Annotated in this window: 26 protein-coding genes; 8 read left to right on the top strand and 18 right to left on the bottom strand. The window is 36.8% G+C overall.

Annotated features, from left to right (window positions below; genetic code table 11):
• Positions 1–44 precede the first annotated feature (44 nt).
• The gene (locus ACMAZI_RS05055; RefSeq protein ID WP_114705289.1) at positions 45–578 is read left to right on the top strand and encodes a GNAT family N-acetyltransferase; all 534 of its coding nucleotides are present in this window, start codon (positions 45–47) and stop codon (positions 576–578) included.
• A 6-nt stretch (positions 579–584) separates the two neighbouring features.
• Here ACMAZI_RS05055 and serS read toward each other — a convergent pair whose 3' ends face one another.
• Positions 585–1,865, bottom strand: a complete 1,281-nt coding sequence (gene serS / locus ACMAZI_RS05050; RefSeq protein ID WP_114705290.1) for a serine--tRNA ligase — start codon at positions 1,863–1,865, stop codon at positions 585–587.
• Between the two features lie 91 nt (positions 1,866–1,956).
• On the opposite strand from serS, the gene ACMAZI_RS05045 reads away from it, so the two are divergent.
• On the top strand, positions 1,957–2,163 hold the full coding sequence (locus ACMAZI_RS05045) for a hypothetical protein (protein ID WP_114705291.1): 207 nt from the start codon (positions 1,957–1,959) through the stop codon (positions 2,161–2,163).
• Here the strand turns inward: ACMAZI_RS05045 and lgt are convergent.
• Genes lgt through ACMAZI_RS05030 form a run of 3 tightly spaced genes read right to left on the bottom strand, consistent with a single transcriptional unit; the run spans position 2,141 to position 4,315 of the window.
• Complete coding sequence (gene lgt, locus ACMAZI_RS05040) at positions 2,141–2,917, bottom strand: prolipoprotein diacylglyceryl transferase (RefSeq protein WP_412473641.1); 777 nt, start codon at positions 2,915–2,917, stop codon at positions 2,141–2,143. The genes ACMAZI_RS05045 and lgt overlap by 23 nt on opposite strands.
• Entirely contained in the window at positions 2,917–3,393 is a 477-nt protein-coding gene (locus ACMAZI_RS05035) for a DUF2489 domain-containing protein (protein ID WP_412473642.1), read from the bottom strand. Before ACMAZI_RS05035 ends, lgt begins: the two co-directional genes overlap by 1 nt.
• Positions 3,394–3,415: 22 nt before the next feature.
• Positions 3,416–4,315, bottom strand: coding sequence for a radical SAM protein (locus tag ACMAZI_RS05030; protein ID WP_120405224.1), 900 nt, complete (start codon positions 4,313–4,315; stop codon positions 3,416–3,418).
• A gap of 39 nt (positions 4,316–4,354) precedes the next feature.
• Between ACMAZI_RS05030 and ACMAZI_RS05025 the strand changes: the two genes are divergently transcribed.
• The gene (locus ACMAZI_RS05025) at positions 4,355–4,663 is read left to right on the top strand and encodes a hypothetical protein (protein ID WP_334678175.1); all 309 of its coding nucleotides are present in this window, start codon (positions 4,355–4,357) and stop codon (positions 4,661–4,663) included.
• A 9-nt stretch (positions 4,664–4,672) separates the two neighbouring features.
• Positions 4,673–5,500: an RNA pseudouridine synthase gene (locus ACMAZI_RS05020; protein WP_334678174.1), complete on the top strand. Its 828-nt coding sequence runs from the start codon at positions 4,673–4,675 to the stop codon at positions 5,498–5,500.
• Here ACMAZI_RS05020 and ACMAZI_RS05015 read toward each other — a convergent pair.
• The 3 genes from ACMAZI_RS05015 to ACMAZI_RS05005 form a co-directional block, all read right to left on the bottom strand.
• Positions 5,492–5,689 (bottom strand): hypothetical protein, encoded by a 198-nt coding sequence (locus ACMAZI_RS05015; protein WP_334678173.1) that lies wholly within the window; start codon positions 5,687–5,689, stop codon positions 5,492–5,494. The two genes, ACMAZI_RS05020 and ACMAZI_RS05015, sit on opposite strands and share 9 nt — an antisense overlap.
• A gap of 77 nt (positions 5,690–5,766) precedes the next feature.
• Entirely contained in the window at positions 5,767–6,312 is a 546-nt protein-coding gene (locus ACMAZI_RS05010) for a YceI family protein (protein WP_334678172.1), read from the bottom strand.
• 83 nt (positions 6,313–6,395) lie between these two features.
• Entirely contained in the window at positions 6,396–7,412 is a 1,017-nt protein-coding gene (locus ACMAZI_RS05005; protein ID WP_120405228.1) for an ABC transporter ATP-binding protein, read from the bottom strand.
• A gap of 145 nt (positions 7,413–7,557) precedes the next feature.
• Here ACMAZI_RS05005 and ACMAZI_RS05000 point away from each other — a divergent pair, with 145 nt between their 5' ends.
• Positions 7,558–8,049, top strand: a complete 492-nt coding sequence (locus ACMAZI_RS05000; protein ID WP_412473643.1) for a globin domain-containing protein — start codon at positions 7,558–7,560, stop codon at positions 8,047–8,049.
• Position 8,050: 1 nt separating this feature from the next.
• Here the strand turns inward: ACMAZI_RS05000 and ACMAZI_RS04995 are convergent, their stop codons facing one another.
• Together ACMAZI_RS04995 and ACMAZI_RS04990 are read right to left on the bottom strand one after the other, a co-directional pair.
• The gene (locus ACMAZI_RS04995; protein ID WP_412473644.1) at positions 8,051–8,944 is read right to left on the bottom strand and encodes a hypothetical protein; all 894 of its coding nucleotides are present in this window, start codon (positions 8,942–8,944) and stop codon (positions 8,051–8,053) included.
• Between the two features lie 9 nt (positions 8,945–8,953).
• A complete protein-coding gene (locus ACMAZI_RS04990; RefSeq protein ID WP_412473645.1) occupies positions 8,954–9,373 on the bottom strand; it encodes a hypothetical protein in 420 nt (139 codons plus the stop codon).
• 69 nt (positions 9,374–9,442) lie between these two features.
• On the opposite strand from ACMAZI_RS04990, the gene ACMAZI_RS04985 reads away from it, so the two are divergent.
• Positions 9,443–9,790 carry a hypothetical protein gene (locus ACMAZI_RS04985; protein ID WP_114705303.1) on the top strand — a complete coding sequence of 116 codons (348 nt, stop codon included), beginning with the start codon at positions 9,443–9,445 and terminating at the stop codon, positions 9,788–9,790.
• A 15-nt stretch (positions 9,791–9,805) separates the two neighbouring features.
• Here ACMAZI_RS04985 and ACMAZI_RS04980 read toward each other — a convergent pair whose 3' ends face one another.
• Positions 9,806–10,102 (bottom strand): hypothetical protein, encoded by a 297-nt coding sequence (locus ACMAZI_RS04980; RefSeq protein WP_412473646.1) that lies wholly within the window; start codon positions 10,100–10,102, stop codon positions 9,806–9,808.
• A gap of 107 nt (positions 10,103–10,209) precedes the next feature.
• Between ACMAZI_RS04980 and ACMAZI_RS04975 the strand changes: the two genes are divergently transcribed.
• Positions 10,210–11,103, top strand: a complete 894-nt coding sequence (locus tag ACMAZI_RS04975) for a 1,4-dihydroxy-2-naphthoyl-CoA synthase (protein WP_114705305.1) — start codon at positions 10,210–10,212, stop codon at positions 11,101–11,103.
• A gap of 38 nt (positions 11,104–11,141) precedes the next feature.
• Here the strand turns inward: ACMAZI_RS04975 and ACMAZI_RS04970 are convergent, their stop codons facing one another.
• From ACMAZI_RS04970 to ACMAZI_RS04955, 4 genes are all read right to left on the bottom strand, one after another.
• The gene (locus tag ACMAZI_RS04970; protein ID WP_412473647.1) at positions 11,142–13,286 is read right to left on the bottom strand and encodes a hypothetical protein; all 2,145 of its coding nucleotides are present in this window, start codon (positions 13,284–13,286) and stop codon (positions 11,142–11,144) included.
• A gap of 48 nt (positions 13,287–13,334) precedes the next feature.
• Entirely contained in the window at positions 13,335–13,688 is a 354-nt protein-coding gene (locus tag ACMAZI_RS04965; RefSeq protein ID WP_114705307.1) for a hypothetical protein, read from the bottom strand.
• Positions 13,688–15,118 carry an aminoacyl-histidine dipeptidase gene (locus ACMAZI_RS04960; RefSeq protein WP_412473648.1) on the bottom strand — a complete coding sequence of 477 codons (1,431 nt, stop codon included), beginning with the start codon at positions 15,116–15,118 and terminating at the stop codon, positions 13,688–13,690. The genes ACMAZI_RS04965 and ACMAZI_RS04960 overlap by 1 nt, the downstream gene beginning before the upstream one ends.
• Positions 15,119–15,185: 67 nt before the next feature.
• Positions 15,186–16,094 (bottom strand): hypothetical protein, encoded by a 909-nt coding sequence (locus tag ACMAZI_RS04955; protein ID WP_412473649.1) that lies wholly within the window; start codon positions 16,092–16,094, stop codon positions 15,186–15,188.
• Positions 16,095–16,269: 175 nt separating this feature from the next.
• Between ACMAZI_RS04955 and acnB the strand changes: the two genes are divergently transcribed.
• Entirely contained in the window at positions 16,270–18,834 is a 2,565-nt protein-coding gene (acnB, locus tag ACMAZI_RS04950; RefSeq protein WP_412473650.1) for a bifunctional aconitate hydratase 2/2-methylisocitrate dehydratase, read from the top strand.
• A gap of 53 nt (positions 18,835–18,887) precedes the next feature.
• Here acnB and ACMAZI_RS04945 read toward each other — a convergent pair whose 3' ends face one another.
• The 4 genes from ACMAZI_RS04945 to ACMAZI_RS04930 all read right to left on the bottom strand — a co-directional run bounded on the left by ACMAZI_RS04945 (position 18,888) and on the right by ACMAZI_RS04930 (position 25,448).
• Positions 18,888–22,832 carry a tail fiber domain-containing protein gene (locus ACMAZI_RS04945; protein WP_412473651.1) on the bottom strand — a complete coding sequence of 1,315 codons (3,945 nt, stop codon included), beginning with the start codon at positions 22,830–22,832 and terminating at the stop codon, positions 18,888–18,890.
• Between the two features lie 164 nt (positions 22,833–22,996).
• A complete protein-coding gene (locus ACMAZI_RS04940; protein WP_114705312.1) occupies positions 22,997–23,551 on the bottom strand; it encodes a hypothetical protein in 555 nt (184 codons plus the stop codon).
• Between the two features lie 9 nt (positions 23,552–23,560).
• Positions 23,561–24,808 (bottom strand): diaminopimelate decarboxylase, encoded by a 1,248-nt coding sequence (gene lysA, locus ACMAZI_RS04935; protein WP_412473652.1) that lies wholly within the window; start codon positions 24,806–24,808, stop codon positions 23,561–23,563.
• A 1-nt stretch (position 24,809) separates the two neighbouring features.
• The gene (locus ACMAZI_RS04930; RefSeq protein ID WP_412475110.1) at positions 24,810–25,448 is read right to left on the bottom strand and encodes an N-acetyltransferase family protein; all 639 of its coding nucleotides are present in this window, start codon (positions 25,446–25,448) and stop codon (positions 24,810–24,812) included.
• Positions 25,449–25,531 lie beyond the last annotated feature (83 nt).

Below are 25,531 nucleotides of genomic sequence, written 5' to 3'. Positions count from 1 at the left end.
ACTAGCTCTATACTTGAAAAGAGAAGCTGTGCTATGATTTCAATGTGGAAGCAGTATCGTTAGAACATATTTACGATTTTAAAGGACACAAGGCCCTAATTCGTGAAGTTTCGGCTTCTGACAAGAAACTTATCCTTGAAGGCATCAAGGAAATGCAACCTAAATCTATTTACCATCGCTTTTTTGCTGCTAAGAAAGGCTTAACAGGCAAAGAACTTATAAGCCTGACTGAATATGATAAGAGATTTCACTACGCAATTGGTGCAATCACAGCAACATCACCTATTCATCCTATGGGAATCGCTCGCTTTGATATTTTCCGAGAAAATCACGAAGAAGCTGAATTCGCTATAACTATTATTGATAAATTTCAAGGAATGGGAGTTGGAAAAGAACTTCTTTCTCTACTTATAGTTGAAGCTAAAAAACGTGGCGTTAAGATTCTTAAGGGCGAGATGTTAACGACAAATAGTAATATGATTGGGCTTGCTCAATCCATGACAAAGTCTCATGGTTGTGAACTAAAACTTTCAAGTGCACATCAAGGGATTCAAACGCTAAGCCTTATCCTCCCTTAATATCTATTATTTATTACTTCTACCTTTTAGGAACTCTTTCCCACCCATATACATACGAAGTTTTTCTGGAATATAAACAGATCCATCTTCTTGTTGGTGGTTTTCAATAAATGGTACCAAGATTCTTGGAGTCGCAACCATTGTATTATTTAGAGTATAAACATGCTTTACGTTTCCATCAGCATCTCTATAACGAGTATTTGTTCTTCTTGATTGCCAGTCGTGAAGTGCAGAACATGAGTGAGTCTCACGATACTTCTCTTCACTTGGTACCCAGCATTCAATATCGAACATACGATACTTCCCTGCTCCCATATCTCCAGTACAAACTTCGAGAATTTGGTAAGGTAGCTCTAGATGTTTACAAAATTCTTCAGCTGTTTCAAGAAGGGCGTTGTGCCATTTTTCAGACTCAGCCTCTTCTCCTTTACAGATAATAAATTGTTCTGTTTTTTGGAATTGGTGAACACGGATTAGACCTTTTACATCCTTTCCATAACTTCCGGCCTCACCTCTAAAGCATGGCGAGAATCCAGCATAGAGAATTGGTAGGTCTGCTTCGCTTAGGATTTCTCCACCGTGAAGACTATTTAGTTGAACTTCAGCAGTTCCCGATAAGTAAATATCATGATCTGGAATATAGTAAGCGTCTTCTCTTCCTGTTGGAAAGTGACCTGTTCCATAGAGAGCATCTTCCCTTGCCATTGAAGGTGAAGACACAAGAGTGAATCCCTTCTCAATTAGCATATCAAGAGCCATACGGTGCATGGCCATCTCTAGAAGAACCATATCATTTCTTAAAGAGTAAGAGCGAGACCCGCAAACTTTTGCGATATTTTTAAACTCTGCCCATTCGTTCATCTCTAAAATATCAACGTGGTGTCTTGGTGTGAATGAGAAGTTTGGCTTCTCTCCTTCAACTCGAGAAATAACATTTTCAGTATCGTCTTTTCCAATTGGCGCATCTTTAGATGGAGGCATTGGAGTTAAGTACATTAACGTCTTAAATTTTTCTTCAAGTTCACTTATTTCTGGATTCATTTCCTTAAGCTGAGCGGCGATTTCTTTACCTTCAGCAATAAGTTTTGGTCTGTCTTCATTGGATGCTTTAGGAATTAGCTTTGAGTGAGCATTTCTCTTCTCTTGCAATTCTTGTTGTTTAGTTTTTAATTCAGAGAGTTTTCCATCAATTGTTAATAATTCATCAAGATCAAGGCCAACACCTTTATTAGCAATAACCTCTTTTACTAGATCAACATTTTCTCTGATAAATTTTATATCTAACACTATGCACTCCGGATGTTTTTTATGGTTGTTAGAATAACCCAAAAAGACTAAAATTAACACTCTAAATTGCTTTATAATCAGGGAGTTACTCATGGCATCATGTCGTTATTGTGGAAAAGAAATTACATGGATGAAAGATGGGCGTAAAAACGTTCCAGTTGAGGGGGACGGTGCCGTTCACAGGTGTGATAATATGATTAATGCTCGTAAGAGTTTTAGAAAAATTACACCAACAGAAGTTGATCCTGAACTTCTAAAGCAATATGAAAATGCTATTAACGAGAAGGCAAAGAAATAATTCCTATTCCAAATAGGATCATCACTGCACAATAGAATTGCCCTACTGAGAATAAATCGAAGAAGAGACCAATTTGAGGGTCCGGTGTTCGAAAATACTCAACGATAAAACGAGAAATTCCATAGATAATCAGAAATAGGCCAGAGTTTAGTCCTGGCCTTTTTAAGTTCTTCTTACAAGCAAAGAGAATAATAAATAGGACAAGACCTTCTAGAAGAGCTTCATAAAGTTGTGAAGGATGGCGTGGACTCATATCATAGAGCTTTGGAAATATCACCGCCCAAGAAACATCAGTAACTCTCCCGGCCAGTTCTCCATTAATGAAATTTGCAATACGGCCAAGCATAATTCCAATACCTACACCAGTTACTACAATGTCTGTTAACTCTAGAAACTTTAAGCCGTGTTTCTTAGCGTAATAGAAAGTCCATAGAGCAGCACCTAGCAAGGCCCCATGAAAGCTCATTCCTCCCTGCCAAAAATAAAAAACTCTTTTTAAGTCAGCTGCATAATAGGAGAAGTTATAAAAGAGAATATAGAATATCTTCCCTCCGGCCAGCATGACGAAGAAGCCTACAAAGAGATAGTTTAAGTAATGAGTAAAACTAATATTGAGTTTTTCTTTTGTGATTAAATATTTTCCAAAATAGAGTGTCCAGAAGTAGCCAAGGAAATAGGCCAGCCAATACCATGCAATTTTTATTCCTAGAAAATCAATAGCGATTGGATTCAGATTGTGGACGTAATATTGCATTAATTGGCCGATAAATTAGTTATTAACTTTTCACATTCAATAACTAAATTATCCATATGTTTGTCTTCAATGGCAAATCGCTGTTTATCTTGGTTGAAACGCTCTTGATTCGAAAGGTCTTTTCTTGCTTGATGAGTATCAAAGTGTTTGATCTCTTCATACATTGAAAAGATAACTGGAAAGTCTGTGTTTTCAACGAAGTCAACGCGATCAATTAGCATTCTAATTCTGATACAAGCTTCACTGGCTTCACACTGCTTTTGCACAAAGGCACGTGCAATCGTAATAAGGCTATCGCGAACAAAAGCCTGACGTTCTTTTTCTCTTGCTTCCATCTTATCGTGTTCAGCAATTCTCTTTCGAGTTTCCTCTTTTAATTTTATATAAAAGAAGCCCACTCCAATCGAAAGTATAAAGATCAGAACAGATAGAATAATAAAAGCGATTGTGAATTGGTCTTGAGTCATTTCAAACATGAGCTTTTTATACTGCGAATTCCTACATATGTGAAGGTTTTGGTGGATAAGTTCCCACAGGAGCTTCATCGTACCACTGCTTAACTTGTTGAATTATCGTTGCCTGGTCTTGTGGCAGGCTTCCTCCAATAGGATACATATTAGAAACATGGTTAATTCGAAGTAAAATCTCACGACTTGCCTGAATTCCACTTAAAATATCGTGCATTTCACCGAGAATTTCTTTTGTCGTAAGCATCTCAAAGCCTCGTGTCACCATTCGATGATATGGCGTTCCTTCAACGGCCATAGTTGTGAGAAACGAGAGATAATCAGGAGAAATTTTAGACAGAACTTTAGCCGTCTCTACCACATGCGTTTGGGTATGCTTCTTTCCACCAAGGCCTAGCATGGCAATAACTGATAACTTCATGCCAGCGGCCATTACTTTCAATGAGCCATCAATCATATCTTGGGCCGTATTGCCTTTTACGGTCATATGAAGAACTTTATCGCACCCACTCTCCATTCCGAGGTAGCAGATCCCAAGTCCAGCTTCCTTAAGAAAACGTAGCTCCTCATCTGTTTTATCCAGCATATTTTGAGCTGTGGCATAAACGCCCACTCGTATATCCCCAAATTCTTCCCTAATTGCCAGTAAACTCTTATAGATATCCTCTGTAGGAGCACCAAGAGCGTCGCCATCACATAAAAATACTTTAGACGGACGCATTTCAAAGCGGCGATAATAGGCACCGGCCTTGCGAATATCCTCCACGACCTCGGACGGGTTTCGCTCTTTATAGGTTTTTGAACGGTACATATTGCAATAAGTACATTTATTATTGGAGCAGCCAATGGTTTGTTGTATAAGAAGGGAGCGACCTTCAGAAGGTGGCCTAAAAACAGGTTCATCATATTGAATTGGAAAGTCGTAGTACATAAGATTAAATTACAATATTTGGCCATCAATTGGAAGCTAATGAAAGAATATATCATCGACTCCTATAGTGAAAAATTCATCGTGACTCTAAATGAAGAGAGTTCAGCGCAGTTTAATATCCTTTGTGATACACACTCAATAGCTCATCACCTTGCCCTTTCACTAAATCTTGGAACAATGCAAACTCCCCTCGAAAATCCAGACCTCTTTACTTTCATCGGTATGGTAAGAGGACTAAAAACCTATAGTCTTTCACTCGTCTCACCTAATTTGAGAGTCGATGAAGATGCGGATATTAACGATTGTTGCCAAAGTGGATGCAGCGGCTGCCCTTTTTATAATGGATAAGAAATAGATATGACTAATAAGTTTACCGTAACGGCCAAGGCCCATACAGATATGAGTGCAGTTGATCTTCTCGCATCAAAATGTGAAAAATCAAATATTGAGTTATCAAAGATAAAAATTAAAAATCTTATGAAACAAGGTGCTTGTTGGACAAAGTCAGCAAAGCCAGAACGTATTCGCAAGGCCAAGTATGAAGTGAAGCGTGGTCAAACCATCAAACTCTTTGTTGATCTCAATATTCAAGAACAAGATATGAGTGAGCTTAAATGCCTTCACGAAACTCATCACTATGGTGTTTACTACAAACCTGTTGGCGTTCTATGCCAAGGGACGAAGTATGGTGATAGCTACACAATTTTAAGAGAGCTTCATAAGCGCATGGGACGCGAGCCTTTTCTCATTCACCGCCTCGATAAAGAAACTTCAGGTGTCATGATTATTGCTTACACAAAGAAAGGAGCAAGAGCATTTTCTCAACAAATTAAAGATCATAAGATTGAAAAGACTTATCAAGCTGAAGTAAAAGGTCATCCTCCAGAGTCAAAGAGACTTGAAAGTGTTATCGATGGAAAAGAGGCCATCTTAGAATATACTGTAAAAAAGAAGCTAGAGAAAACTTCCATTGTTGAAGTAAAACTTATTACGGGACGCAAGCACCAGATTCGTATTCAATTTACTGAACTTGGTTTTCCAGTCATGGGAGATCCACGCTATGGGAAAGGAAACGGAAACGATATCGGACTGCAATTAGTTGCTAGTAAGTTAAGTTTTGATGATCCGTGGAGAAGTGGAAACTTTGTGACAGTAGAGATACCTAAGGAGAAGCAATTACTTTAGCTTCTTGTCACCTTTTTCAATCATTGACTTAGAGCTAATATGCTTCACCTTGAGATTTAATTCTTTCTCAATTGATTTTTCAACTAACTCTTTCTTATAGTCAGCAATAGGATTCTTACTTCTTCTCGTAATGGGAATTAAGTAGTGATCCTTTTCAAAAAATGCATATTTTATAGTTCCAGCCTTCATATGAGGCTAAAGTAGCATAGATCCCAGATCCATGCACACTTTTATTATGATAACTGCGTCAAGTTTTTGTAAAGTCGTTATTGAACCTTAAACTCTAAATCAACCTTATCGTGAATGACCTTATCTCCTAACGTGCCGAGTAAAGTTGAACGGTACATAATTCCAAACTTTGTTCGATCAAAGCTGAAACTTCCACTGGCAAGCTTACCATTATAGGTCATATCAAAAGTTATAGGCTGAATCTTATTCTTTATTTTGAAGTTTCCCTTCACACGATATTTATTATCTCCAATCTTTTTTATATTTGAAGTCTCCATTGTCGCTGTTGGATATTTTGAAATCTCAAAGAAATCACCTGTTCTTAAGTGATTTTGCAGCTTCTCTTTCCATTCACCTTCTAAATCACGAACATCGATTGTACTCATATCAACAGTAAAGGAAGCTTTTATCGGCTCTCCTTTATCATTAGTTTGGATATTACCATCCTTAAATTTGATATGGCCCCAATGCTCTCCACCGACTTTAGTAGCGTGCCATTTAATGAAGCTCTTTTTAGTATTAATATCTCCTGCAAATGCAAGTATCGAGAGAATAATACAAAAGCCTATAATTAAGAATTTCATGATCCGCTCCCAAGAGAAATATATTCACAATATTTTATGGGAGCTTTTAATTGCAGCGAAGACAAGATTTGGTTAAGTTTTTCCTAAACCGGTAAAAGGAAAGAATTGGCCACATCAATTGATAGGGATAGTTGCTGTCCTACTTGGAAGCTACTTGCATCATCAACTTGTACACGTAGAATTTTAGAATTTGTCGATGCCACTTCTAAAATATCAAATTCACCAAAACGGCGAATGACTTTAATACGTCCCTTTATGTCACCATCAGGAGTTACTTTCAAATGTTTAGGACGAAAAGCAAGGTAAGCAAATTGATTAGAAATACCAATATCATCAATGACCTCAAATTGACCGAAGTCATTTTTAAGAGTTAAACTCTTATCCGCTCGCCCAGTAACAGGTCCAGCAACGAGATTGACGAGTCCACCAAAACGAGCAGCATCGATAGTAAGAGGTCTTCTGTAAAAATCGTAAGGATTATTATATACCTGAAGTTTAGCTCCACTTAAGTACATCAAACGATCACTTAAAGAGTAAGCTTCTTTCAAATTATGGGTAATGAAGATTAAGGAAATCTCGTTCTCTTTAAAAATTTCAAATATTTCATGACATAAAGTCGCTTTTAAAAACTCATCAATATTTGAAAAAGGCTCATCTAAGAGAAGTACATCTGGTGAAATGACCATTGAACGAGCAAATAAAAGCCTTTGTAATTGTCCCGCAGATAATTCATCTAAACGTTTATGGTCTTTATATTCAAGGCCGAAAATCTCAATCATATCTCTAACTCGATTAGAATCCGCTTCAGGATTATCTAACAAGAGATGATCTTCAATATTTTCGAATACTGTCTTATCCCAATTAAGGCCATCAACACCAGAAACAATCTCAATTTTTAGGTCATGACTTTTTTTTACCTCTCCAGAAAGCGGAGTTAACCTATCGCAGAGGATATTAAATAAAGTAGTCTTTCCTGTGCCCGAAGGACCTAAAAGAGTTAAAACCTCTCCTTTATGCAAATCAAAAGAGATTTTATCAAATTGGCAGATCGACTTACGATCAAAATTATATGTTAAATCATTAACTTCTAGTATTTTCATGATGTCCTATGCTTAGCTTAGATTCTCGTATCTCATACAATCTGTAAATAATAGACTCAACTCAATCTTAAGAAAAATTAAATCATGATCATTTACTAGAGATACGATGCGCTAGCTAGATAGTAACAACAAATGGGAATTGAAAATGGTCATAAATTATCGATTTGACACACAAGCAATTAAAGAGTCCTTTTATCGTATCGAGCCTAACCTAACGAATTTCTGGCGTACATTCTTTGATAATGTCTTCATTATCGAGCCAGATATGCAAAAGCTTTTTCGTCATGTTGATTTTGAAAACCTCAATGCCCTTGCAACTCGTGCCATAACTATTGCGGTGAAAAATCTGAACCAACCTAGTTATTTGAAATACTATCTGCGAGGTCTTGGAGAATACCAATTTAAAGTTGATATTTCAGAAGTCTATTTTCCTGTTTTTGAGCAAGCTTTTCTCGAAGCTCTAGAGACATATCATTTAAATAATTGGAATCAAGAATTAGAAAATAACTGGAGAGAGTTCTTTCACTTTGCCTTTGACTTAATTTCAGACGGAATGACTGATGCAACTCTACGCAGAGAGTTTGAAGAATTTATGGAGGCCCAAGAAAAACTCGATAATTATAAAAAAGCAGCTTAACTTACTTAATCTTTTTATAGTTTCGAAACTCACCTATCATATGGCCGGTATATTCTTCTACCATTAAACGAATCCAATTCTTAAAATTAGCAAAGATACGTGGGTCATTTAATTGTTCAAATGTTACATCATTATGATTTTTTTCAATCCAAGACTTGAGCAATGCAGGGTGTGTTCCTTCAAATTTTCTAAGCCCAAAAATTCGATCATATGTATACTCTTCAGATTCATGATCTTTTCCAAAATAAAGCTTTTCAAATGCACGCTTTTTATCAGACATCGCATTCTCTCTTCTGGCCCATCCATAGTGGAAAATACGAGCACCAGTCTCTATAGCACTCGGCTTTCTGCCATCTGAAAAACGAAACCCTTGAGCATCAAGATAGCTCTCAAGCCCTATTCCAAGCCTAACAGTTCTCACTTCTTTACGATATGAATGAGGATCAAATTTATAAAGATCAGTATTTCCAAAAAAATGAGTATAATTGTAAAGAAGTCCTTCGATTTCTTTACGATCAACCATTTTTCTAATTCCTTCTTCAATTAGAGGAAGGTCATCTTCATGAATGGCCTCATCACCTTGGATATATTGGCCGATTGAGCCCTTGCAAGCTTCCATTGCAATATTTGTTTGTTGAGAAAGAATAAGTCCACGACTCATTATTGATGGGTCCCACCATGACTTAATAAACTTATATCGCTCTCCTGTAAGATTATCTCTTAGGTATTCATAAGTTCCGTCATCTTTGTCACACTCAGGAGTTTCAAAACCAACATTAATAACCACCTCATCACAGAGTGGATCTATACTTTGAACACTTTCTAAAATTGGATATTCAAGAGTGAGCCCGTGCTTGATAAAGCTAAAGCCAGAAACCATATTATTTTTAATCACAAAACCTTCTTATTTAATTAATTCTAAAGATGAATTGATTACGAGAAAATCATCACCATCTTGCCATCTTTCCTCTACTTTAATTGTTTGATTATCAATTTTTGTAAAAAGTAATTGAAAGCCATCTTCTATTGAAAATATTTCTATCTCATTATCACTAATGCGACCAGAGATTTCACCTTTATAGATTAGGTCATTTCCTTGTATCGTAAAGACAGAATACGGATACTCAGCACTTAATCCACTACAGTTATATCCACCATCTTGAATTTTAAATTTTTCTTGAGAAAGCGAAAGTCGAAAATATACTTTTTCACATGGGCTTGAAGCAGAGGCTGTCTTTGCAACCCCTTCACCACTCCAACGGCCGTTGAAGTCGGCGTAAGATGTTGTTATCAATAAAGTACAAATAATTATCTTTTGAATCATTTTCATTCCTTAATTATGGGCCGACTAACTTCTATAGTCAAAGCGGGAAATATTAAATACAATTTATCCATGGCAAAATACTTTCAATTATTTCTATTCACCACCCTTCTTGGTTGCTCAAGCCCAGGACTCTATCTAGGAAAAGAAGAAGGGAGTATTTATAAAACTAGTGAACTTCGTCGATCACCAAGTGACAAAAAAAATGTTCGTATTCAAGGTACAATATTTAAATCTCTAAAAAATGACTTCTATTTAATACAAGATAGCTTCGGATTATTATTAGTAAAAATGAACCCTAGCTTACTTGGGGAAGATACTAGCTATAATCGCGACACAATCTTTTTAATAAGTGGTGAAACAGAGACAGAAACATCCCACTTTCATATAAAAGTTGAAGAAATAAAAAGAGTTAAATAACGGTACTATTTCTTATTATTGTTCTGAACGGCAGATATCATCGCCATATCTCATACAATCACCACTTGTATCACGTCTTTCACAACGCTTAATACAAGTCGCATCATAACCACAATAATCCTGTCCGTAACGCATGCAATCCCCATCAAAGTTTCTTCTAGTACAATGAGGGACACATCTCCATTCACGATCTTGTGGTGGCCTTCCATCTACAGAGCAAAAGTATCTCTGGCCATCAATAGTTACAGTTACTTCTGCAAAGACGAAGCCTGCAGAAAGAATAAAAAATAGAGCTAGTATTAGTTTTTTCATATCTCTATTTGAGCGCATTAGAAACAATATGTTTAGACGGGCCGCATATAAAGTTATGAATGACACTTTAACTCAGTCATTTTATATTGAGCAAAAAGGAGATCAAAATGGTTTCAGATATTTTTGACGCAAGTGCTTGGAAAGAAGTTGAAGGTTTCGACTTCAAAGATATTACTTATCATCGTGCTGTCGACCAAGGGACAGTGAGAATAGCTTTCAATCGCCCAGAATGTCGCAACGCATTCAGACCACAAACAGTGGATGAGCTCTATCGAGCTCTTGATCACGCAAGAATGTGGAGTGATGTAGGTGTTGTACTGATTACTGGAAACGGACCTTCACCAAAAGATGGTGGATGGGCGTTCTGCTCAGGTGGAGACCAGAGAATCAGAGGTAAAGATGGTTATAAATATGTTGATGGTGATGGAACTCCTGATCCGGCCAAATTAGGTAGACTTCACATCCTTGAAGTACAAAGACTCATCCGTTTTATGCCTAAGGTTGTAGTGGCCGTAGTCCCTGGATGGGCAGTAGGTGGTGGACACTCACTTCATGTTGTTTGTGATATGACAATTGCTTCTAAAGAACATGCAATCTTTAAACAAACTGATCCAGATGTTGCTTCTTTTGATTCAGGTTATGGATCTGCTTATCTTGCACGTCAGTGTGGACAAAAGCGTGCACGAGAAATTTTCTTCTGTGGATTTAACTACAGTGCTGAAGAAGCATTCCAAATGGGAATGGTAAATAAAGTCGTTCCACATGCTGAACTTGAAAAAGTTTCACTTGAGTGGGCAAAAGAGATGAATTCGAAATCTCCAACAGCAATGCGTATGCTTAAGTTTGGATTCAATCTTCTTGATGATGGTTTAGTTGGTCAGCAACTCTTTGCCGGTGAGGCAACAAGACTTGCCTACGGAACAGAAGAGGCAAAAGAAGGCCGCGATGCTTTCGTTGAAAAACGTGATCAGGACTTCTCTCAATTTCCTTGGCATTACTAAGTTATATAAAACGAGGGCCTCCGTGCCCTCTTATTTCTCTAATTCCATGAGAACATAATTGAACGATATTCTTTAGAACGATTTAGGCCCATATCAACAGCTACAATTCCAATTTGATAAACACCTTTTAAATCAAATACTCTTTGTGCTTTATTAATATCGGATAATTCAAACAGAAACATTTCATCAATTAAATCAATATTACTTTTAATAAGATCAATTTTATAAAGTCTTACTTCATACCATTGAATGCCTTTAAACCAATCATATTTAATATAATCACTACAATTGTCATCGACTTCAGAAATTTTAAATTCCGGCAACATTTTTTTAAATAAAGGTGAATAGTCGACATCTAAAACCTCAATCGGTTGCGGTGGAGTAAAGTCAAAATAAAATCCTTTCGACTCAACAATGACAGCACGATCTTTATTACGATTTTGCACTTTTAAAAATAGCTGGACTTGACTACACTCTTCGTAACCTAGTTTAACTAAGTCGCGTCCTCTTATAACAATATTTCTCGTTCCCCTTGGAATTGACGTCCACTGAGCTTGTATATAACTATCACGAGAATAAATACCATAATCAGTCTCACCACCGTCATCTCCAGGCTCATAATTCCAATATAAAATTACGTCATGATAAAGAGAGCCCCATAGAGGAGATGGTGCTTCAATATATAATCGAGAAGGATAGTTTGGGAAAATATTATAATTGATAGTAAAGAGTTGTTTTTCACTCTTTAACTCTTCAAAAACATCTTCTTCGTATACTTCAAATACATCCTTGCCCCACAAGCGATTAGATTCGAATATAAATTGGACTTCTCCTCCAACACAGTCACTCTTCATGGTCTTACCATCTCTTGTATTAGTAATAACGACTCGTCCTTTTCTCAAGCAATTACCAGTAAGAGATATAGTAGGTGTCTCAAAAAAGAAGTCTTTTTTTAATCGATTAATATCTGAAGTATCCACAAAGTTAAAATCAGTATAGAAATTATTCGTTTTGTATTTTATATAAAAGTCTCTACATTCGGCATAAATTCTCTCCTCTCCTTTTAAACTAAACTCATTAGTCTTCACATAAAAGCTCCCATCAAAATTCAATGGAATTGTTTCACCACTGTTTAATATATTTGGATTTTTCGCTGTATAAAGCCTAACACTTCCTTTGAAATAGGTTTTCCCACAAGTTCCACTTACAACCAATTTTTTACGTTCACGTATATCGTAAGTTCCCGTGGGAGAATAAAATCTTGGATTAGTTTCAAATAATTGATTATAGACAATGGCAATTTTTGCATTTGAGCGGGCCCCGTTAGTTTTAAGTCCCTCAACGACAACTATTCTAAACGAGCTATTCTTTCCCTGCCTTACTAAGTACTTATCAAAGACGTATTTAAACCTCTTATTATCACAAGCAACTTGCTCTCCTTCGATACTTATAAAATCAAAATCACCACAGCTACCACTTATCGTTGCTTCTTCATCACCAAGTGGAATCATTTGTTCATCTAAAGTAATCGAATTCATAATATTTTGGTATTCAACATTTATTCTTATTGGCGAGGAACTATTTCCGTAAGGATCCACTTGATACAGAGAGAAAATGATCTGACTTTCATCTGCAATACTATCTTTTAAATACACTGAAGAAATAAACACACCATTAGCACAACCAACAGTTCGAAGAACACTATCAAGATAAGAGCTTCTAATAAAAACTTTTGCACCTGGCTCGCATCGACCTGAAAAGAAGATACTATTTCCATAACGATAGCCAGGAACAGGAGATGTTAAAATGACACGACTTGGATTTTTTGTATCAACAAAAGGGACAAGTACATCAATACTTTGATTTAAATGCCTAACCTGAACCCACATCCGTCCTTCAATATCATCCTGAAAGAAGAGCTTCTTCTCATAAAGCCCATCTTCACAATCTACTGTTTTTGAATCTCCTCTTACTAAGAACTCTGAAGAGAAAGAGACTTTTGCACCGTTTTCACACCCTCCTGAAATAGTGATTCGCTTACCATTATTTCTAAGAGTTGTGATCTTTGCACTAAAGGTATGCGCTTCTCCAAGAAAGAGCTCATCAATTGAGCTTATATCTCGACGAACATCACGACAGGAGTGAATTAATAGGCTTACAAATAATAATATAAATAGCGTCAAAGACAGTTTCACAATAACTGTTTCGACGCTCTATCTAAATATTATAAGTTAAAATTGGTTAAACAATGCAGTAAGGATAAGAAGGAGGATTAAGTTGCCAAAGAATATTGCGTCTCTAAAACTCATCGTCATATTTAATGCTTTAACGATTTCACTTTTTGAAGGAGATTTTTTAAACTTTGATTGGAGCTGTTTAAATAGGCCTCCTTCAACGCGCTTTTTAAAATAATCATCTTTAAAGAATGCAATCCTTAACCCGATAATTAAGCAAATAAAATAAAGCCATAAATTTGAAATCCCTAGCTCATCAGCAAAGTAATAAACGATAAGCATCGGTATTTGAACAACAATTAAATAGACAAGTATTGTCGTTAAGTTATTTTTTAAAGCGATAGCAACCATCAGATAAGCCTCTTAATTACTTCTAGGAAAAGTACCCAAGTTTTTTCAACTGAAGAAATTGAAACTTGCTCATCAGGTGAATGTGCACCTGTAATATTAGGTCCAAAACTAATCATATCCACATCAGGCATTGCTTTTGATAAAATACCACATTCTAGCCCAGCATGGATTGAAGAGATTTTTGGCTCACTTCCTCTTAAATCTTTATATACTTCATTTGTAATGGTTAGAATTTTTGAGTCTGGATTAGGTTTCCAACCAGGATAAGCTCCTTCAAGCTTTGCTTTTGCTTGAAGATCTTTTTGTGCATCAATCATTTCTTGAGCAAATGCATCTCTTGCACTTTCATTAGAGCTTCTAATTAGATTTGCCATCGCAAAGTTTCCATCTTCTAGCGCAATCACCCCAAGATTTGTTGATGTTTCAACAACACCCTTAAAGTTTTGATCCCAGGCCTTCACGCCATGGAAACAATTCTTTATTGCTGCGACAATTTTATTTGAATCTTCTATCGATAGGCCTTTTTTACTTTCAGCTTCAATTTTATTAACTTCAAAATTTATATTTGCTTCAATGCTAGAGTGTTTAAGATATAACTCTTCAAGTTTACCTCTTAACTTAGCGACTTCTTCTTCAGTGGCACTAAACTCAATAAATGCCTCACGAGCAATTGCATTTCGAAGTGTTCCACCTTTTATTGAAATAAGATTTAACTCAACGCCTTCCAAGGCCTGAGGAATTAATTTATTAGCACTTAATCTTTCAGTATGAATATCAATTCCAGAGTGTCCACCTTTAAGACCTTTTATAACCAATTGGTAAAGTTCACTCTTTACTTCTTGTGTAGAGAATTCTTTTTCAAAGATAAGATCAACTCCACCAGCACAACCGATGATTAGCTCATCTTCTTCCTCAGTATCAAGGTTTAGCATCACTTTACCTTCAAAGTGGTGCCCTTTTAGTCCGATCGCTCCGTGCATTCCTGCTTCTTCACAAGCCGTAAAGACACATTCTAAAGGAGGGTGTGGAAGATCTTTACTCTCAAGTAATCCCATTGCAAAAGCACAACCAATACCATTGTCAGCACCTAAAGTTGTTCCATTTGCATGTATCCAATCTCCATCAATTATTGTTGTAATTGGATCATTTTTAAAATCATGTGGGTTCCCTTCATTTTTTTGAGCAACCATATCAAGATGTCCCTGAAGAATAACAGGAGCTGATTTCTCTCCTCCATGTTGTCCAGGTTTTTTGATAATTACATTATTTACATCGTCGCGGTATGTTTCTAGCCCAAGGCTCTTTCCAAAGAGCATAAGAAGAGTTTGAACAGCTTCTTCATGATAACTTGGTCTTGGAGTATCTAATAATTTTTGAAAATTTGACCAAACTAATTTTGGCTCAATATGATCGACACGTGATTGATTCATAAACCTTCCTCATTCAAGTTTTGTTCAATCTACTATGAAGTTCAATTTTAGAAAAGTAGAATCTAGCTTAAGCGGCCTCTTCCCCATCTCCACTTTCTTGATCTTGCCTAATATCCTCTCCAAATTGAGGGAAACGAGGATGTTTCTGTGCTTCTTCTAATAGATAGACATCAATAATATGAGGTTTCCAACTTAGATAAATACCATCTAAGGGATCTAGGCCCATGTTGTCATTGAATAATGGACTTCCTTTTACATCTAAATGAAAGATATCCAATGAGCCCTCTTTTTCAAAATAATCACTGAGATTTGAGCCACGGGATAAATAAATCTTTCGTACTGTAGCATCCTTTCCCGTACCTTCTGTATTTAGGATCATATTATAGTGGTGGTATTCAATGGCCAAGCTTATCAAGTTGTATTTGAGATCAGGCTTGTCTTCAAAAGACTTTGTATTACCAGTACTTAAATTATGGATTAATTTAACATTCTCAAGGATCGTACCACCATATTCTTGGGCGGCCCGCGATCGAGATTTGGAGATTGTGATAGAAGATCTCTTCTTATAACGAAGAAAATCAAATTCAATACCGGCCAAAAAGCCAGTGCTCATAACATCATTAAGAAGTAAGCTATAGCCAGAGTCTGAAGACATATTGACCATATTAGATAATTTAGATGCACTAATCGTTAGGTACCTCTTGTGTCCAAATACGTTCTTTATTTCAATTAAGGCCTTTGTTCCAGCATAGATTTCAATCCAATTGATATTCTTTAGAGTATGCATGTGAAGGCTTCCAAAAATTCCCGTATCAGGACCCCCTCTTATGACTTCACAATCCAAAGACTGTCTTAATGCCTTTGCAAATTGTAAGGTGTAGGAATTGTGAACATTGATAAACTCTAATAATTTTTCGTTAAAGAAGATTTGTTCACACAACTTTTCAATTTCTAATTCAAACTCTTGTTTTTTCATAATGAAATTATCGACCATGAAAAGATATGCAATGAGTTAAAAAAACTTAATTTACGCAACACACCGTAACCTCTGAAGCCACTAGCAATATGCCCATAAAAGTGATAAAAAACATTAATAATTCATATAATGTTTAAGAAAGAATTTAACTCTAAATTAAAAAAGTCGAGGATCTATGTCTAATTTTCTAGAAGAGTATCACGCACATGTTGAGGAAAGGGCCAAAGAAGGTATTCCTCCATTAGCACTTACTAAAGAACAAGCAACAGAAGTTGTAAAACTTCTTGAAACTGAGCCAACACAAGAGCTTTTAGATCTATTAAAAGATCGCATCAACCCAGGTGTTGATCCAGCAGCTCAAGTAAAAGCAAGTTTCCTTATTGGAATTACAAAGGGTGCACATACATGTTCACTTATTTCAAAAGAATATGCTGTTGAATTACTAGGAACGATGGTTGGTGGTTTCAACCTTCAAGGTCTAGTTGATATTGTTGCAGGCAGTGACGAAGCGCTTGCAAAACTTGCAGCAAAAGAACTTAAAAACCTTCCACTTGCTGTAAACGTATTTGAAGATGTTAAGAAATTAGCAGATGGTGGCAATGCAATTGCTAAAGAGATTATTGAATCTTGGGCAAATGCTGAGTGGTTCACTAATAAGCCACAAATTGAAGAATCAATTAAAACTGTCGTTTACAAAGTAGACGGTGAAATCAATACAGATGACTTCTCACCTGCTCCATTTGCATTCACAAGAGCGGATATCCCACTTCACGCAAATGTTATGGGTGGATCTCTTTTCCCAGAAGGACCAAAGCAAATTGCAGACCTTAAAGAAAAGTTTAAGCTTCCTGTTACTTTCGTAGGTGACGTTGTTGGAACTGGTTCTTCAAGAAAATCTGCTTGTAACTCACTTATCTGGTGTATTGGTGAAGATATTCCATACGTTCCAAATAAGAGACGTGGTGGTGTAATTATCGGTTCAACAATTGCTCCAATCTTCTTTAACACTGCTGAAGATTCAGGTGCTCTTCCAATTCAAGGAATTGATGTATCGGCACTTACTACAGGAACAATTATTGAAGTTCGCCCACTAGAAGGAAGAATTCTAGATGAAAAAGGTGAAGAGCTAGCAAAATACGATATCAGTCCTGAGACAATTCTTGATGAATATAGAGCTGGTGGACGTGTTCCATTAATCATCGGTAAAATGCTAACGGATCAAGCAAGAGCGGCCCTAGGTCAAAATACTGCTAATGAATCAGGAATTTTTGCAAAACCGCATACAACTGAAGCTAAAGATGGACAAGGTTATACTCTTGCTCAAAAAATGGTTGGTAAAGCATGTGGAGTTGAAGGAATCCTTCCAGGAACTTCATGTCTTCCAAAAATGACAACTGTTGGTTCACAAGATACAACAGGGCCAATGACAAGAGATGAGATGACTGAACTTGCATGTCTTAAATTCAATGCAGACCTAGTTATGCAATCTTTCTGTCACACAGCTGCTTACCCAAAACCAAGTGATGTTATTACTCATGCTACTCTTCCAACTTATATTCAAGACAGAGAAGGTGTTGCACTTAGACCGGGTGATGGAATTATTCACTCTTGGCTAAACCGTCTTCTTATCCCAGACACAGTTGGTACTGGTGGTGACTCACATACAAGATTCCCTCTTGGGATTTCGTTCCCTGCTGGTTCAGGGCTTGTAGCATTTGCTGCTGCTCTTGGTGTTATGCCACTTGATATGCCAGAGTCTGTTTTAGTTAAATTCAAAGGAAAGTTGCAACCAGGTATCACTCTACGTGACGTTGTAAATATGATTCCTTATCAAGCAATTCAAGATGGTCTACTTACAGTAGAAAAGAAGAATAAGAAAAATATCTTTGCTGGACGTATCCTTGAAATGGAAGGTCTTCCAGATCTAAAACTTGAGCAAGCATTCGAACTTACAGATGCAACTGCAGAAAGAAGTGCTGCTGGTTCAACGATCAAGCTAGGTCGTGAAACAGTTGTTGAATACCTAAGATCAAACGTTGCTCTTATGGAATCAATGATTGCAAATGGTTTTGGGCACAAAGGTACAATCGAGAGAAGAATTAAAGAAGTTAATGATTGGATTGAAAATGGTGAGCTAATGGAAGCGGATGCAAACGCTGAATACGCTGCTGTTATTGAAATCGATCTTGATGAAATGAAAGAGCCAATCGTTGCTTGTCCAAATGACCCAGATGACGTTAAGAAAATGAGTGATGTTGCAGGTGATAAAATTGATGAAGTTTTCATCGGTTCTTGTATGACAAATATTGGACACTTTAGAGCTGCTGCAACAGTTCTTGATGGCCAAGGTCAAGCTGATGCAAGACTATGGGTATGTCCACCAACGAAAATGGATAAAGACCAACTGACAAAAGAAGGTTACTACTCAAAATTTGCTGCTGCTGGTGCAAGACTTGAAATGCCAGGTTGTTCACTATGTATGGGTAACCAAGCACGAGTTAAAGATGGTGTAACAGTATTCTCTACTTCAACACGTAACTTTAACAACAGACTTGGTAAAGGTGCTCAGGTTTATCTAGGTTCAGCAGAACTTGCTGCAATCTGTGCAAAACTTGGATACATTCCAAAGCAAGATGAGTATCTATCAATGATGGAACCACTTCAAGGTAAGGACGATTCAATTTATCGTTACCTAAACTTTGATCAAATGGAAGGTTTCTCAATTGACGCTGACGCTTAATCTCATATTAAATTAGAGATATAAAAGAAAGGGAGCTTATTAGCTCCCTTTTTTTATTTCGTATTTTCTTTTAGACAGATTTTTGCTTTTGGATTCATTTCACAAAGAGCTTCTCTTAACATTCGATTTTCTTCTTCAAGCTTCTTTGTGCGCGCTTCAATTGAAGCAATATTTCTTTTATTTGTATCAGTAATACCAACTAACTCTTTTACTGCTTCAATAAGTGGTGCAACTAATTTAGCATAAGCAACACTTAAGAAACCATTCTCATCTTCTGTCACGGCTTCTGGAAATACTTTTCTAATATCTTGAGCAATGACACCAATATCACGACCTTCTTTAAAATTCTTTTCTGGATATTCTTTCTGTCTCCAATCAAAGTAGACACCTTCGATTAAAGAAAACTTATCCAAGATAGAAACTTCACTTGAGATATTCTTTATATTCTTTTTGTATCTTCTATCTGAAGATGTATCGACAGTAGTTGTTGTTCGTATCTGTCCATTAACATCAAGAGCAAAAGCAGCACCTGGAGATGTTGTTAAGATACCAACATTTGTATTTGTTGCATTGACATGCATAATATCAGTAAAGACAGCATCACCTACTGAAAAATTAATATTTCCAGCAAATGGGTGAAATCTCATACCATTAGAACTTGATGGCCCCGTATAAAAGAGGAACATATCTGACCAAGATGAATCAGGAAATCCCTCACCGGACCAATCATAATTAGTATTTAATAGAGACATTCCGGCTTCTCCACCATCTACAAAAAAGTTAAATTGAGCTTCCGATGAAATACCAACATTTGAATCTCTCACCTTAACTTCAACATTTGCTTCATAAATATCTAAGTCTGACTGAGGTAAATTTGTACCAATACCCACATTCCCACCAAGATTAACAAAGAGGCCTTCATCTAAACCTGAATACGAAATATAGTTATTTCCCATTGCTAAATTACTTGTTGCTGTATGGTCACCTAGATTATCTCCAGCAGCAGAGATCGTTCCTGGAACCCATTGTGAACTAATAGAATTCCATACTAATGCCTGCCCATTTGCTGGAGCAGCTGAGTTTACACTTCTCCCCTGAATAGTAGTATCATCAGAAGGAACATTTATTAAATTAGATCCATCTAATGCCGGTAAACTACCGTCGCCTTCAAGCCTTAATAACTCACTCGGACCATTTGATGTATTAATTGCAAAATCTAAAAAACTAGTATTATCAGTTATACTTATATCACTAGTGGATGATAAACCTTTAAATTGGAGATCCACTCCACTTTTTTGATAAAAAAGAGATTGAGTACCACCAGCGCTTGAAGCAGTATTTGCTTCAGCTGACACATTGATTCCTGTTAACTGAGAACCATCAATAGCAGGTAAACGTCCAAGTCCATCAAGTCTTACTAAGTCATTTGCAGAGTTTGAAGTATTAACGCCAATTTGCACATCATTTGCATTACTCGTTAAGCTAATATCAGCGCTTCCGGTTAAACCTTTAAACTCTAGATCACTTCCGGTCTTTTGTTTAAAAATTGCTGTTCCACCGACACTTGATGCTGTATTTGTTTCACCTGAGCCACCAGCAGAAACTGTTTGAGGCTCCCATTGTGTCGCTGTATTATTCCAAGTTAGAACTTGCCCATCAGTTGGTGCCGTCGAGGCAACATTACGAGATTGCAGGGTTGTATCAGAAGTTGTGATCCCTGTTAATTGTGATCCATCGATTGCAGGAAGTCTTCCAAAGCCATCAAGGCGTAAAATTTCATTGGCCCCATTTGCCGTTGTTAAACCAATTTGAACATCGTTTGTATTTCCTGTTAGTGAAATATCACCCGTACTTGTTAATCCTTTAAAAACTAAATTCGATGATACCTTTGACTGAAATAAAGATTCACCACCAGCACTTGAAGCTGTATTGGCCTCTCCGCCTCCTCCGCCGGTTACAATAGTCGTTGGCTCCCAACGAGAATTAGAGTCATTCCAAAGTAAGGCCTGACCGTTTGCTGGAGTGGCACTTGAAACAGAAAAGGATTGGATAGTTGTTGCATTACCACTTCCACCAGGAAGATTTGTCAGCAGTGAACCATCTAAAGCAGGTAGTCTTCCCGAAGCATCAAGACGTAAGAGTTGGTTAGCTCCATTTGACGTATTAATAGATAGGTCCACAGTATTTGTACTTGAAGTAATATTGAAATCACTTGAACCAAGTAACCCTTTTAGAACAAGATCAATTCCTGATTTCTGTTTAAAGATTGATGCTCCACCAGCACTTGAAACAGTATTTGCCTCTCCTGAACCGCCACCGACAAGTGGAGTTTGAGGCTCCCATCGCGTGGTCGAATTATTCCAAGTAAGAACCTGGCCATCAGTAGGAGCTGTCGTAGCAATATCTCGAGACTGTAAGGTTAAAGCATCGCCAGATCCACCAGAAACACCAACTAGTTGAGATCCATCAATTGCAGGTAATCTTCCAAAAGCATCTAGTCTTAGTAATTGACCTGCACCATTTGAAGTATTTACACCTATCTCAATATCATTTGCATTTGAAGTTAATTGAATATCTGTTGTATTTGTTAGACCTTTAAAGATTAGATCAGTACCAATTTTATTTTGAAAGATCGATTCACCACCGGCACTCGTCGCTGTATTGACTTCACCACCTGCACCGCCTGAGGTAATCGTTGTTGGCTCCCATTGTGAACTTACTGAGTTCCATAAAAGGGCTTGCCCATTTGAAGGTGCCGTAGCTGAAACATTTCGTGACTGTATCGTATTGTCACTTCCACCTGATGCGACAATTCCAGTAAGTTGAGAACCATCAATAGCAGGAAGACGACCTGACGAATCAAGTCTTAATAATTGGTTTGCACCATTGCTAGTATTTATTTGAAAGTCTACAGTATTAGTACTGCCGTTAATTGCAAAATCAGATGATCCTTGCAACCCTTTAAGTTCTAAATTTTCACCAGACTTCTGTTTAAAAATTGAGACTCCACCTGCGCTTGAAATAGTATTTGTTTCACCACTTCCACCGCTAGAGATTCCAGTAAGCTGAGAACCATCGATGGCCGGTAGTCTTCCAAATGAATCTAATCTTAAAAGCTGATTAGCACCATTGGCCGTACTTATTTGTAAATCAAGACTATTAGTTTGATTATCGACAACAATATCGTTTGAGCCATTTAAACCTTTAAATTGTAGCTGACTCCCTACTTTTTGCTTAAAGATCGAAGTACCACCTGTTGAATAAACAGTATTGGACTCTCCAGAGCCTCCAGATCCACCTGATACAGTAGTTGGGACCCATGAAGAATTAGCAGAACTCCAAACGAGGGCCTGACCATCAGTTGGAGTGATATCTAAAATTGTGCGATTATGAATTGAAGTTGCATTAGCTGATGAGCCACCATTATCTGTACCGACGACCCAATTGACACCATTGAACTTGAGAACGGAACCTGTCACGGCCCCACTTGTATCGGTATCACTTAGATTATCAATACCTAATGATACAGCTCCTAATTTACCATTAACAGAAGTAACACTTGAGGTGGGCTGATTAGCAGGAACCCACTGACCTGTAATTGCATTATACTGAAGAGTTTGACCATGAGATGCACCCATATCAGGAAGAGAAGCACTTATACTGTAAGTACTTGCACCATGAGCTCCTTCTAAAGTCATTGTTAAAATTTGATTTAATGGAATAAGTGTATTTGATAATGCTTCTGCTATTAACTCTTTATTAGACTTTACACCAATTTCAAAGCTTGAAACATTTCCATCTTTATCTGTAATACGAACGTGACTAACATCGTCTAAGTTCTGGCCATCAATTCTCAATTGAGAACCATTTATTTGAATATTTTGTACGTAGAGATTGTCACGATTATTATCGCGACTTTGAATCTTTGGTACACACGATACCAAAGTAAATGTGACAATGAGTCCAAGAATGTGAAATTGCTTAAGTAAGTTCATCATTTCAGTTCTTTATCGAATGGTTCACTTAATAATCTTAATTGATTTTCACGAGAGGCAGATTATTCCTGTCACTTATTTAATAAGCTATTGAATACACAAGTGTACTAGTCAGAATTCTCAATAGTTAAGAGACTCAAATGCCAATAAAAGAAGGCTATTGGTAACTACTTATCAAATGATTGACGAAAGTATGAACGTGGGAACTTAAGTAGTTCTAATTTAGGGATATTAAAGTCGCCTATTTTAGTGTCGGAAAGAGTTACGGCGTAGAATTCATTCTTTCCTTCTTTGCCAATTACAAATACATCAACATCTTGTCCATTCATTGAAAGCTTATGTTCACCAAATTTTCGATATTCTCCAAAATTAGTTTTTTGGTCTTCAAAAGGAATTGTCTCTGGACCAAGTGGAAGACGAAAGCGATAGCTAGAAACAAGGTTTCCGGCAACAATCATGGCATTACCACGATTTAGCTTTGTGGTAGCCTTATTTAAAAAGTAATCCATAATATATGCAATAAGATCAACATCTTTTAAATTTAAGTCATAAATCTTCTGCTCATTTCCTTCAAGTCGTGACTGCCTATTTAGGATAACTTGTGAAACAAAGACGTTCCCAGAAGGATGAAGGATGCGAACAGTATCTCCGGACTTTTTAGAGATATCCCAGGCCCACTCAGTTGTAGGAAATAATGGAGTTAAAGTAATCTTCTTATTCATAAGTGCATCCTAATCACAATCTTCAAGATAGTAAAGATCTTCAAACGTTTCTCTCTTCCTAATTACCCTTGCATTACCATCTTCAACTAAAATCTCGCATGCTCTTGGCCTTGAATTATAATTACTAGACATCGTGAATCCATAAGCACCACAAGATCGAATGGCCAAAAGTTCTCCTTCTTTAAGATCAAGTTCGCGATCTTTTGCAAGATAATCTCCAGTCTCACAAACAGGGCCGACGATATCATATTGATGGGTCTCTCCTTTAATATCTAAATTGACTTTGATAACCTCTTGCCAAGCCTGATATAGAGCAGGTCTCATAAGATCATTCATTGCCGCATCAATAATGGCAAAATGCTTACCTTCATTCTCCTTTATATACTCAAGTCTAGAAACGAGAATCCCTGCGTTTGCAGCAATTGCTCGACCTGGTTCAAAGATCAGTTCAAGCTCTGGGTAGTCTTCCAAACTCTTAATGACTTCACCAAGATACTCAGAAGGATGAGGAGGAAGTTCATCTTTATATTTAACACCTAGGCCACCTCCTAGATCGAGATGCTTAAGTGAGATCCCTTTATCCTTTAAATTATTAATTAACTCTTTTAAACGCTCTAGTGCTACTAAGAATGGTACCAGAGAAGTCAGCTGTGAGCCGATATGACAGTCTATCCCCTCAACTGAAATATTATTCATCTCATTTGCCATCTCATAAACCTGCGGTGCTTTTTGAAAAGAGATTCCAAATTTATTTTCTTTTAATCCTGTTGCAATATACGGATGCGTCTTGGCATCAACATCTGGATTAACACGAATCGATACAGGAGCAATAACATTTAGCTCCCCAGCCACTTCATTGATTCGTTTAAGTTCAGAAATCGATTCAACATTAAAACATTTAATTTTCTTATTTAAAGCATAGATTATTTCATCTCGGCTTTTTCCAACTCCTGAAAAAACTGTCTTAGAGGCATCTCCACCGGCCCTAAGAACTCTTTCTAACTCACCTCTTGAAACGATATCAAAACCGCTGCCAAGAGCGGCTAATTCTTTTAAAATATTTATATTTGAATTGGCCTTAACCGCATAACAGACTAAATGTTTGTGATCCTTTAAAGGGCCACTAAAGGCATTAAAATGTCTTTTAAAAGTTTTTAAAGAATAGATATAAAGAGGTGTACCATACTCTTGGACAAGTTCTTCGACTCTTATATCTTCGACGTATAATTCACTACCCTTATAATTGAAAAAATCCATTCTAATCCTTATTATTTAAATTACATTCGAATAATATTCCTAAACCATTATTAAAGCAGATTTTAAGAAACCCTGCTCCTCGCTCTTTTTCTTTGAAGCCAAATTTTTCATGCATTCTTATTGAAGTTTTATTATTTGCATTGGCCACATAATAAGCTTTAGAAGCAACTTGTCTTATATGATCTAAGCGCTTTCTTGTTAAAAGAGCACCAATATTTTGACCTCTAAATTGTGGGTCTATTGTTACTCCCATTAGATACCAACCGACAGGTGAAGGATAAGAATAATTTTTAATCATTAATTCACTATAATATATCGATCGTCCGTAGCCTACGATCTGATCACCTACTTGCGCGACTATAATATGAAAGCCAGAACGATTTCCACCGTGTGCAAGCTCTGAGCGCGTGCGTTTTAGAAAGTAGTTATAATCAAGACTTGGGTCATTATTATTTTCATTGATTATCCTCGCAATAGAAGTGGCATCTTCACTTCTCGCATAACGAGTTGTCACATCATTTGATAAAGGACGTGACTTATAATCCACAACAAATGGAGTATAAGAATTATACTCTTTTTGTTGCATCTTCTGTGCTTTCATTGTTTTTGAAATAAAGTTCTTAAGCATATTACTTATCATTATAACGCATTAAGAAAGTTGCTGGTAACTTTAAAACAATTAACCAAGTTTTTATTCCCCTTGAATTTGAAGTGTGATTAAAT

Source organism: Halobacteriovorax sp. YZS-3-1, from assembly GCF_047084945.1.
Classification (GTDB): Bacteria; Bdellovibrionota; Bacteriovoracia; order Bacteriovoracales; family Bacteriovoracaceae; genus Halobacteriovorax_A; species Halobacteriovorax_A vibrionivorans.
Note: the sequence above shows the minus strand (reverse complement) of the source record. Positions and strands in the feature narration are given on the sequence as shown.

Bases quoted from the DNA above. Each gene is read 5' to 3' on its own strand.
- ACMAZI_RS05045 (WP_114705291.1), top strand. From the start codon at position 1,957: ATGGCATCATGTCGTTATTGTGGAAAAGAAATTACATGGATGAAAGAT.
- lgt (WP_412473641.1), bottom strand. From the start codon at position 2,917: ATGCAATATTACGTCCACAATCTGAATCCAATCGCTATTGATTTTCTA.
- ACMAZI_RS05035 (WP_412473642.1), bottom strand. From the start codon at position 3,393: ATGTTTGAAATGACTCAAGACCAATTCACAATCGCTTTTATTATTCTA.
- ACMAZI_RS05030 (WP_120405224.1), bottom strand. From the start codon at position 4,315: ATGTACTACGACTTTCCAATTCAATATGATGAACCTGTTTTTAGGCCA.
- ACMAZI_RS05025 (WP_334678175.1), top strand. From the start codon at position 4,355: ATGAAAGAATATATCATCGACTCCTATAGTGAAAAATTCATCGTGACT.
- ACMAZI_RS05020 (WP_334678174.1), top strand. From the start codon at position 4,673: ATGACTAATAAGTTTACCGTAACGGCCAAGGCCCATACAGATATGAGT.
- ACMAZI_RS05015 (WP_334678173.1), bottom strand. From the start codon at position 5,689: ATGAAGGCTGGAACTATAAAATATGCATTTTTTGAAAAGGATCACTAC.
- ACMAZI_RS05010 (WP_334678172.1), bottom strand. From the start codon at position 6,312: ATGAAATTCTTAATTATAGGCTTTTGTATTATTCTCTCGATACTTGCA.
- ACMAZI_RS05005 (WP_120405228.1), bottom strand. From the start codon at position 7,412: ATGAAAATACTAGAAGTTAATGATTTAACATATAATTTTGATCGTAAG.
- ACMAZI_RS05000 (WP_412473643.1), top strand. From the start codon at position 7,558: ATGGTCATAAATTATCGATTTGACACACAAGCAATTAAAGAGTCCTTT.
- ACMAZI_RS04990 (WP_412473645.1), bottom strand. From the start codon at position 9,373: ATGATTCAAAAGATAATTATTTGTACTTTATTGATAACAACATCTTAC.
- ACMAZI_RS04985 (WP_114705303.1), top strand. From the start codon at position 9,443: ATGGCAAAATACTTTCAATTATTTCTATTCACCACCCTTCTTGGTTGC.
- ACMAZI_RS04980 (WP_412473646.1), bottom strand. From the start codon at position 10,102: ATGAAAAAACTAATACTAGCTCTATTTTTTATTCTTTCTGCAGGCTTC.
- ACMAZI_RS04975 (WP_114705305.1), top strand. From the start codon at position 10,210: ATGGTTTCAGATATTTTTGACGCAAGTGCTTGGAAAGAAGTTGAAGGT.
- ACMAZI_RS04965 (WP_114705307.1), bottom strand. From the start codon at position 13,688: ATGGTTGCTATCGCTTTAAAAAATAACTTAACGACAATACTTGTCTAT.
- ACMAZI_RS04960 (WP_412473648.1), bottom strand. From the start codon at position 15,118: ATGAATCAATCACGTGTCGATCATATTGAGCCAAAATTAGTTTGGTCA.
- ACMAZI_RS04955 (WP_412473649.1), bottom strand. From the start codon at position 16,094: ATGAAAAAACAAGAGTTTGAATTAGAAATTGAAAAGTTGTGTGAACAA.
- acnB (WP_412473650.1), top strand. From the start codon at position 16,270: ATGTCTAATTTTCTAGAAGAGTATCACGCACATGTTGAGGAAAGGGCC.
- ACMAZI_RS04945 (WP_412473651.1), bottom strand. From the start codon at position 22,832: ATGATGAACTTACTTAAGCAATTTCACATTCTTGGACTCATTGTCACA.
- ACMAZI_RS04940 (WP_114705312.1), bottom strand. From the start codon at position 23,551: ATGAATAAGAAGATTACTTTAACTCCATTATTTCCTACAACTGAGTGG.
- lysA (WP_412473652.1), bottom strand. From the start codon at position 24,808: ATGGATTTTTTCAATTATAAGGGTAGTGAATTATACGTCGAAGATATA.
- ACMAZI_RS04930 (WP_412475110.1), bottom strand. From the start codon at position 25,448: ATGATAAGTAATATGCTTAAGAACTTTATTTCAAAAACAATGAAAGCA.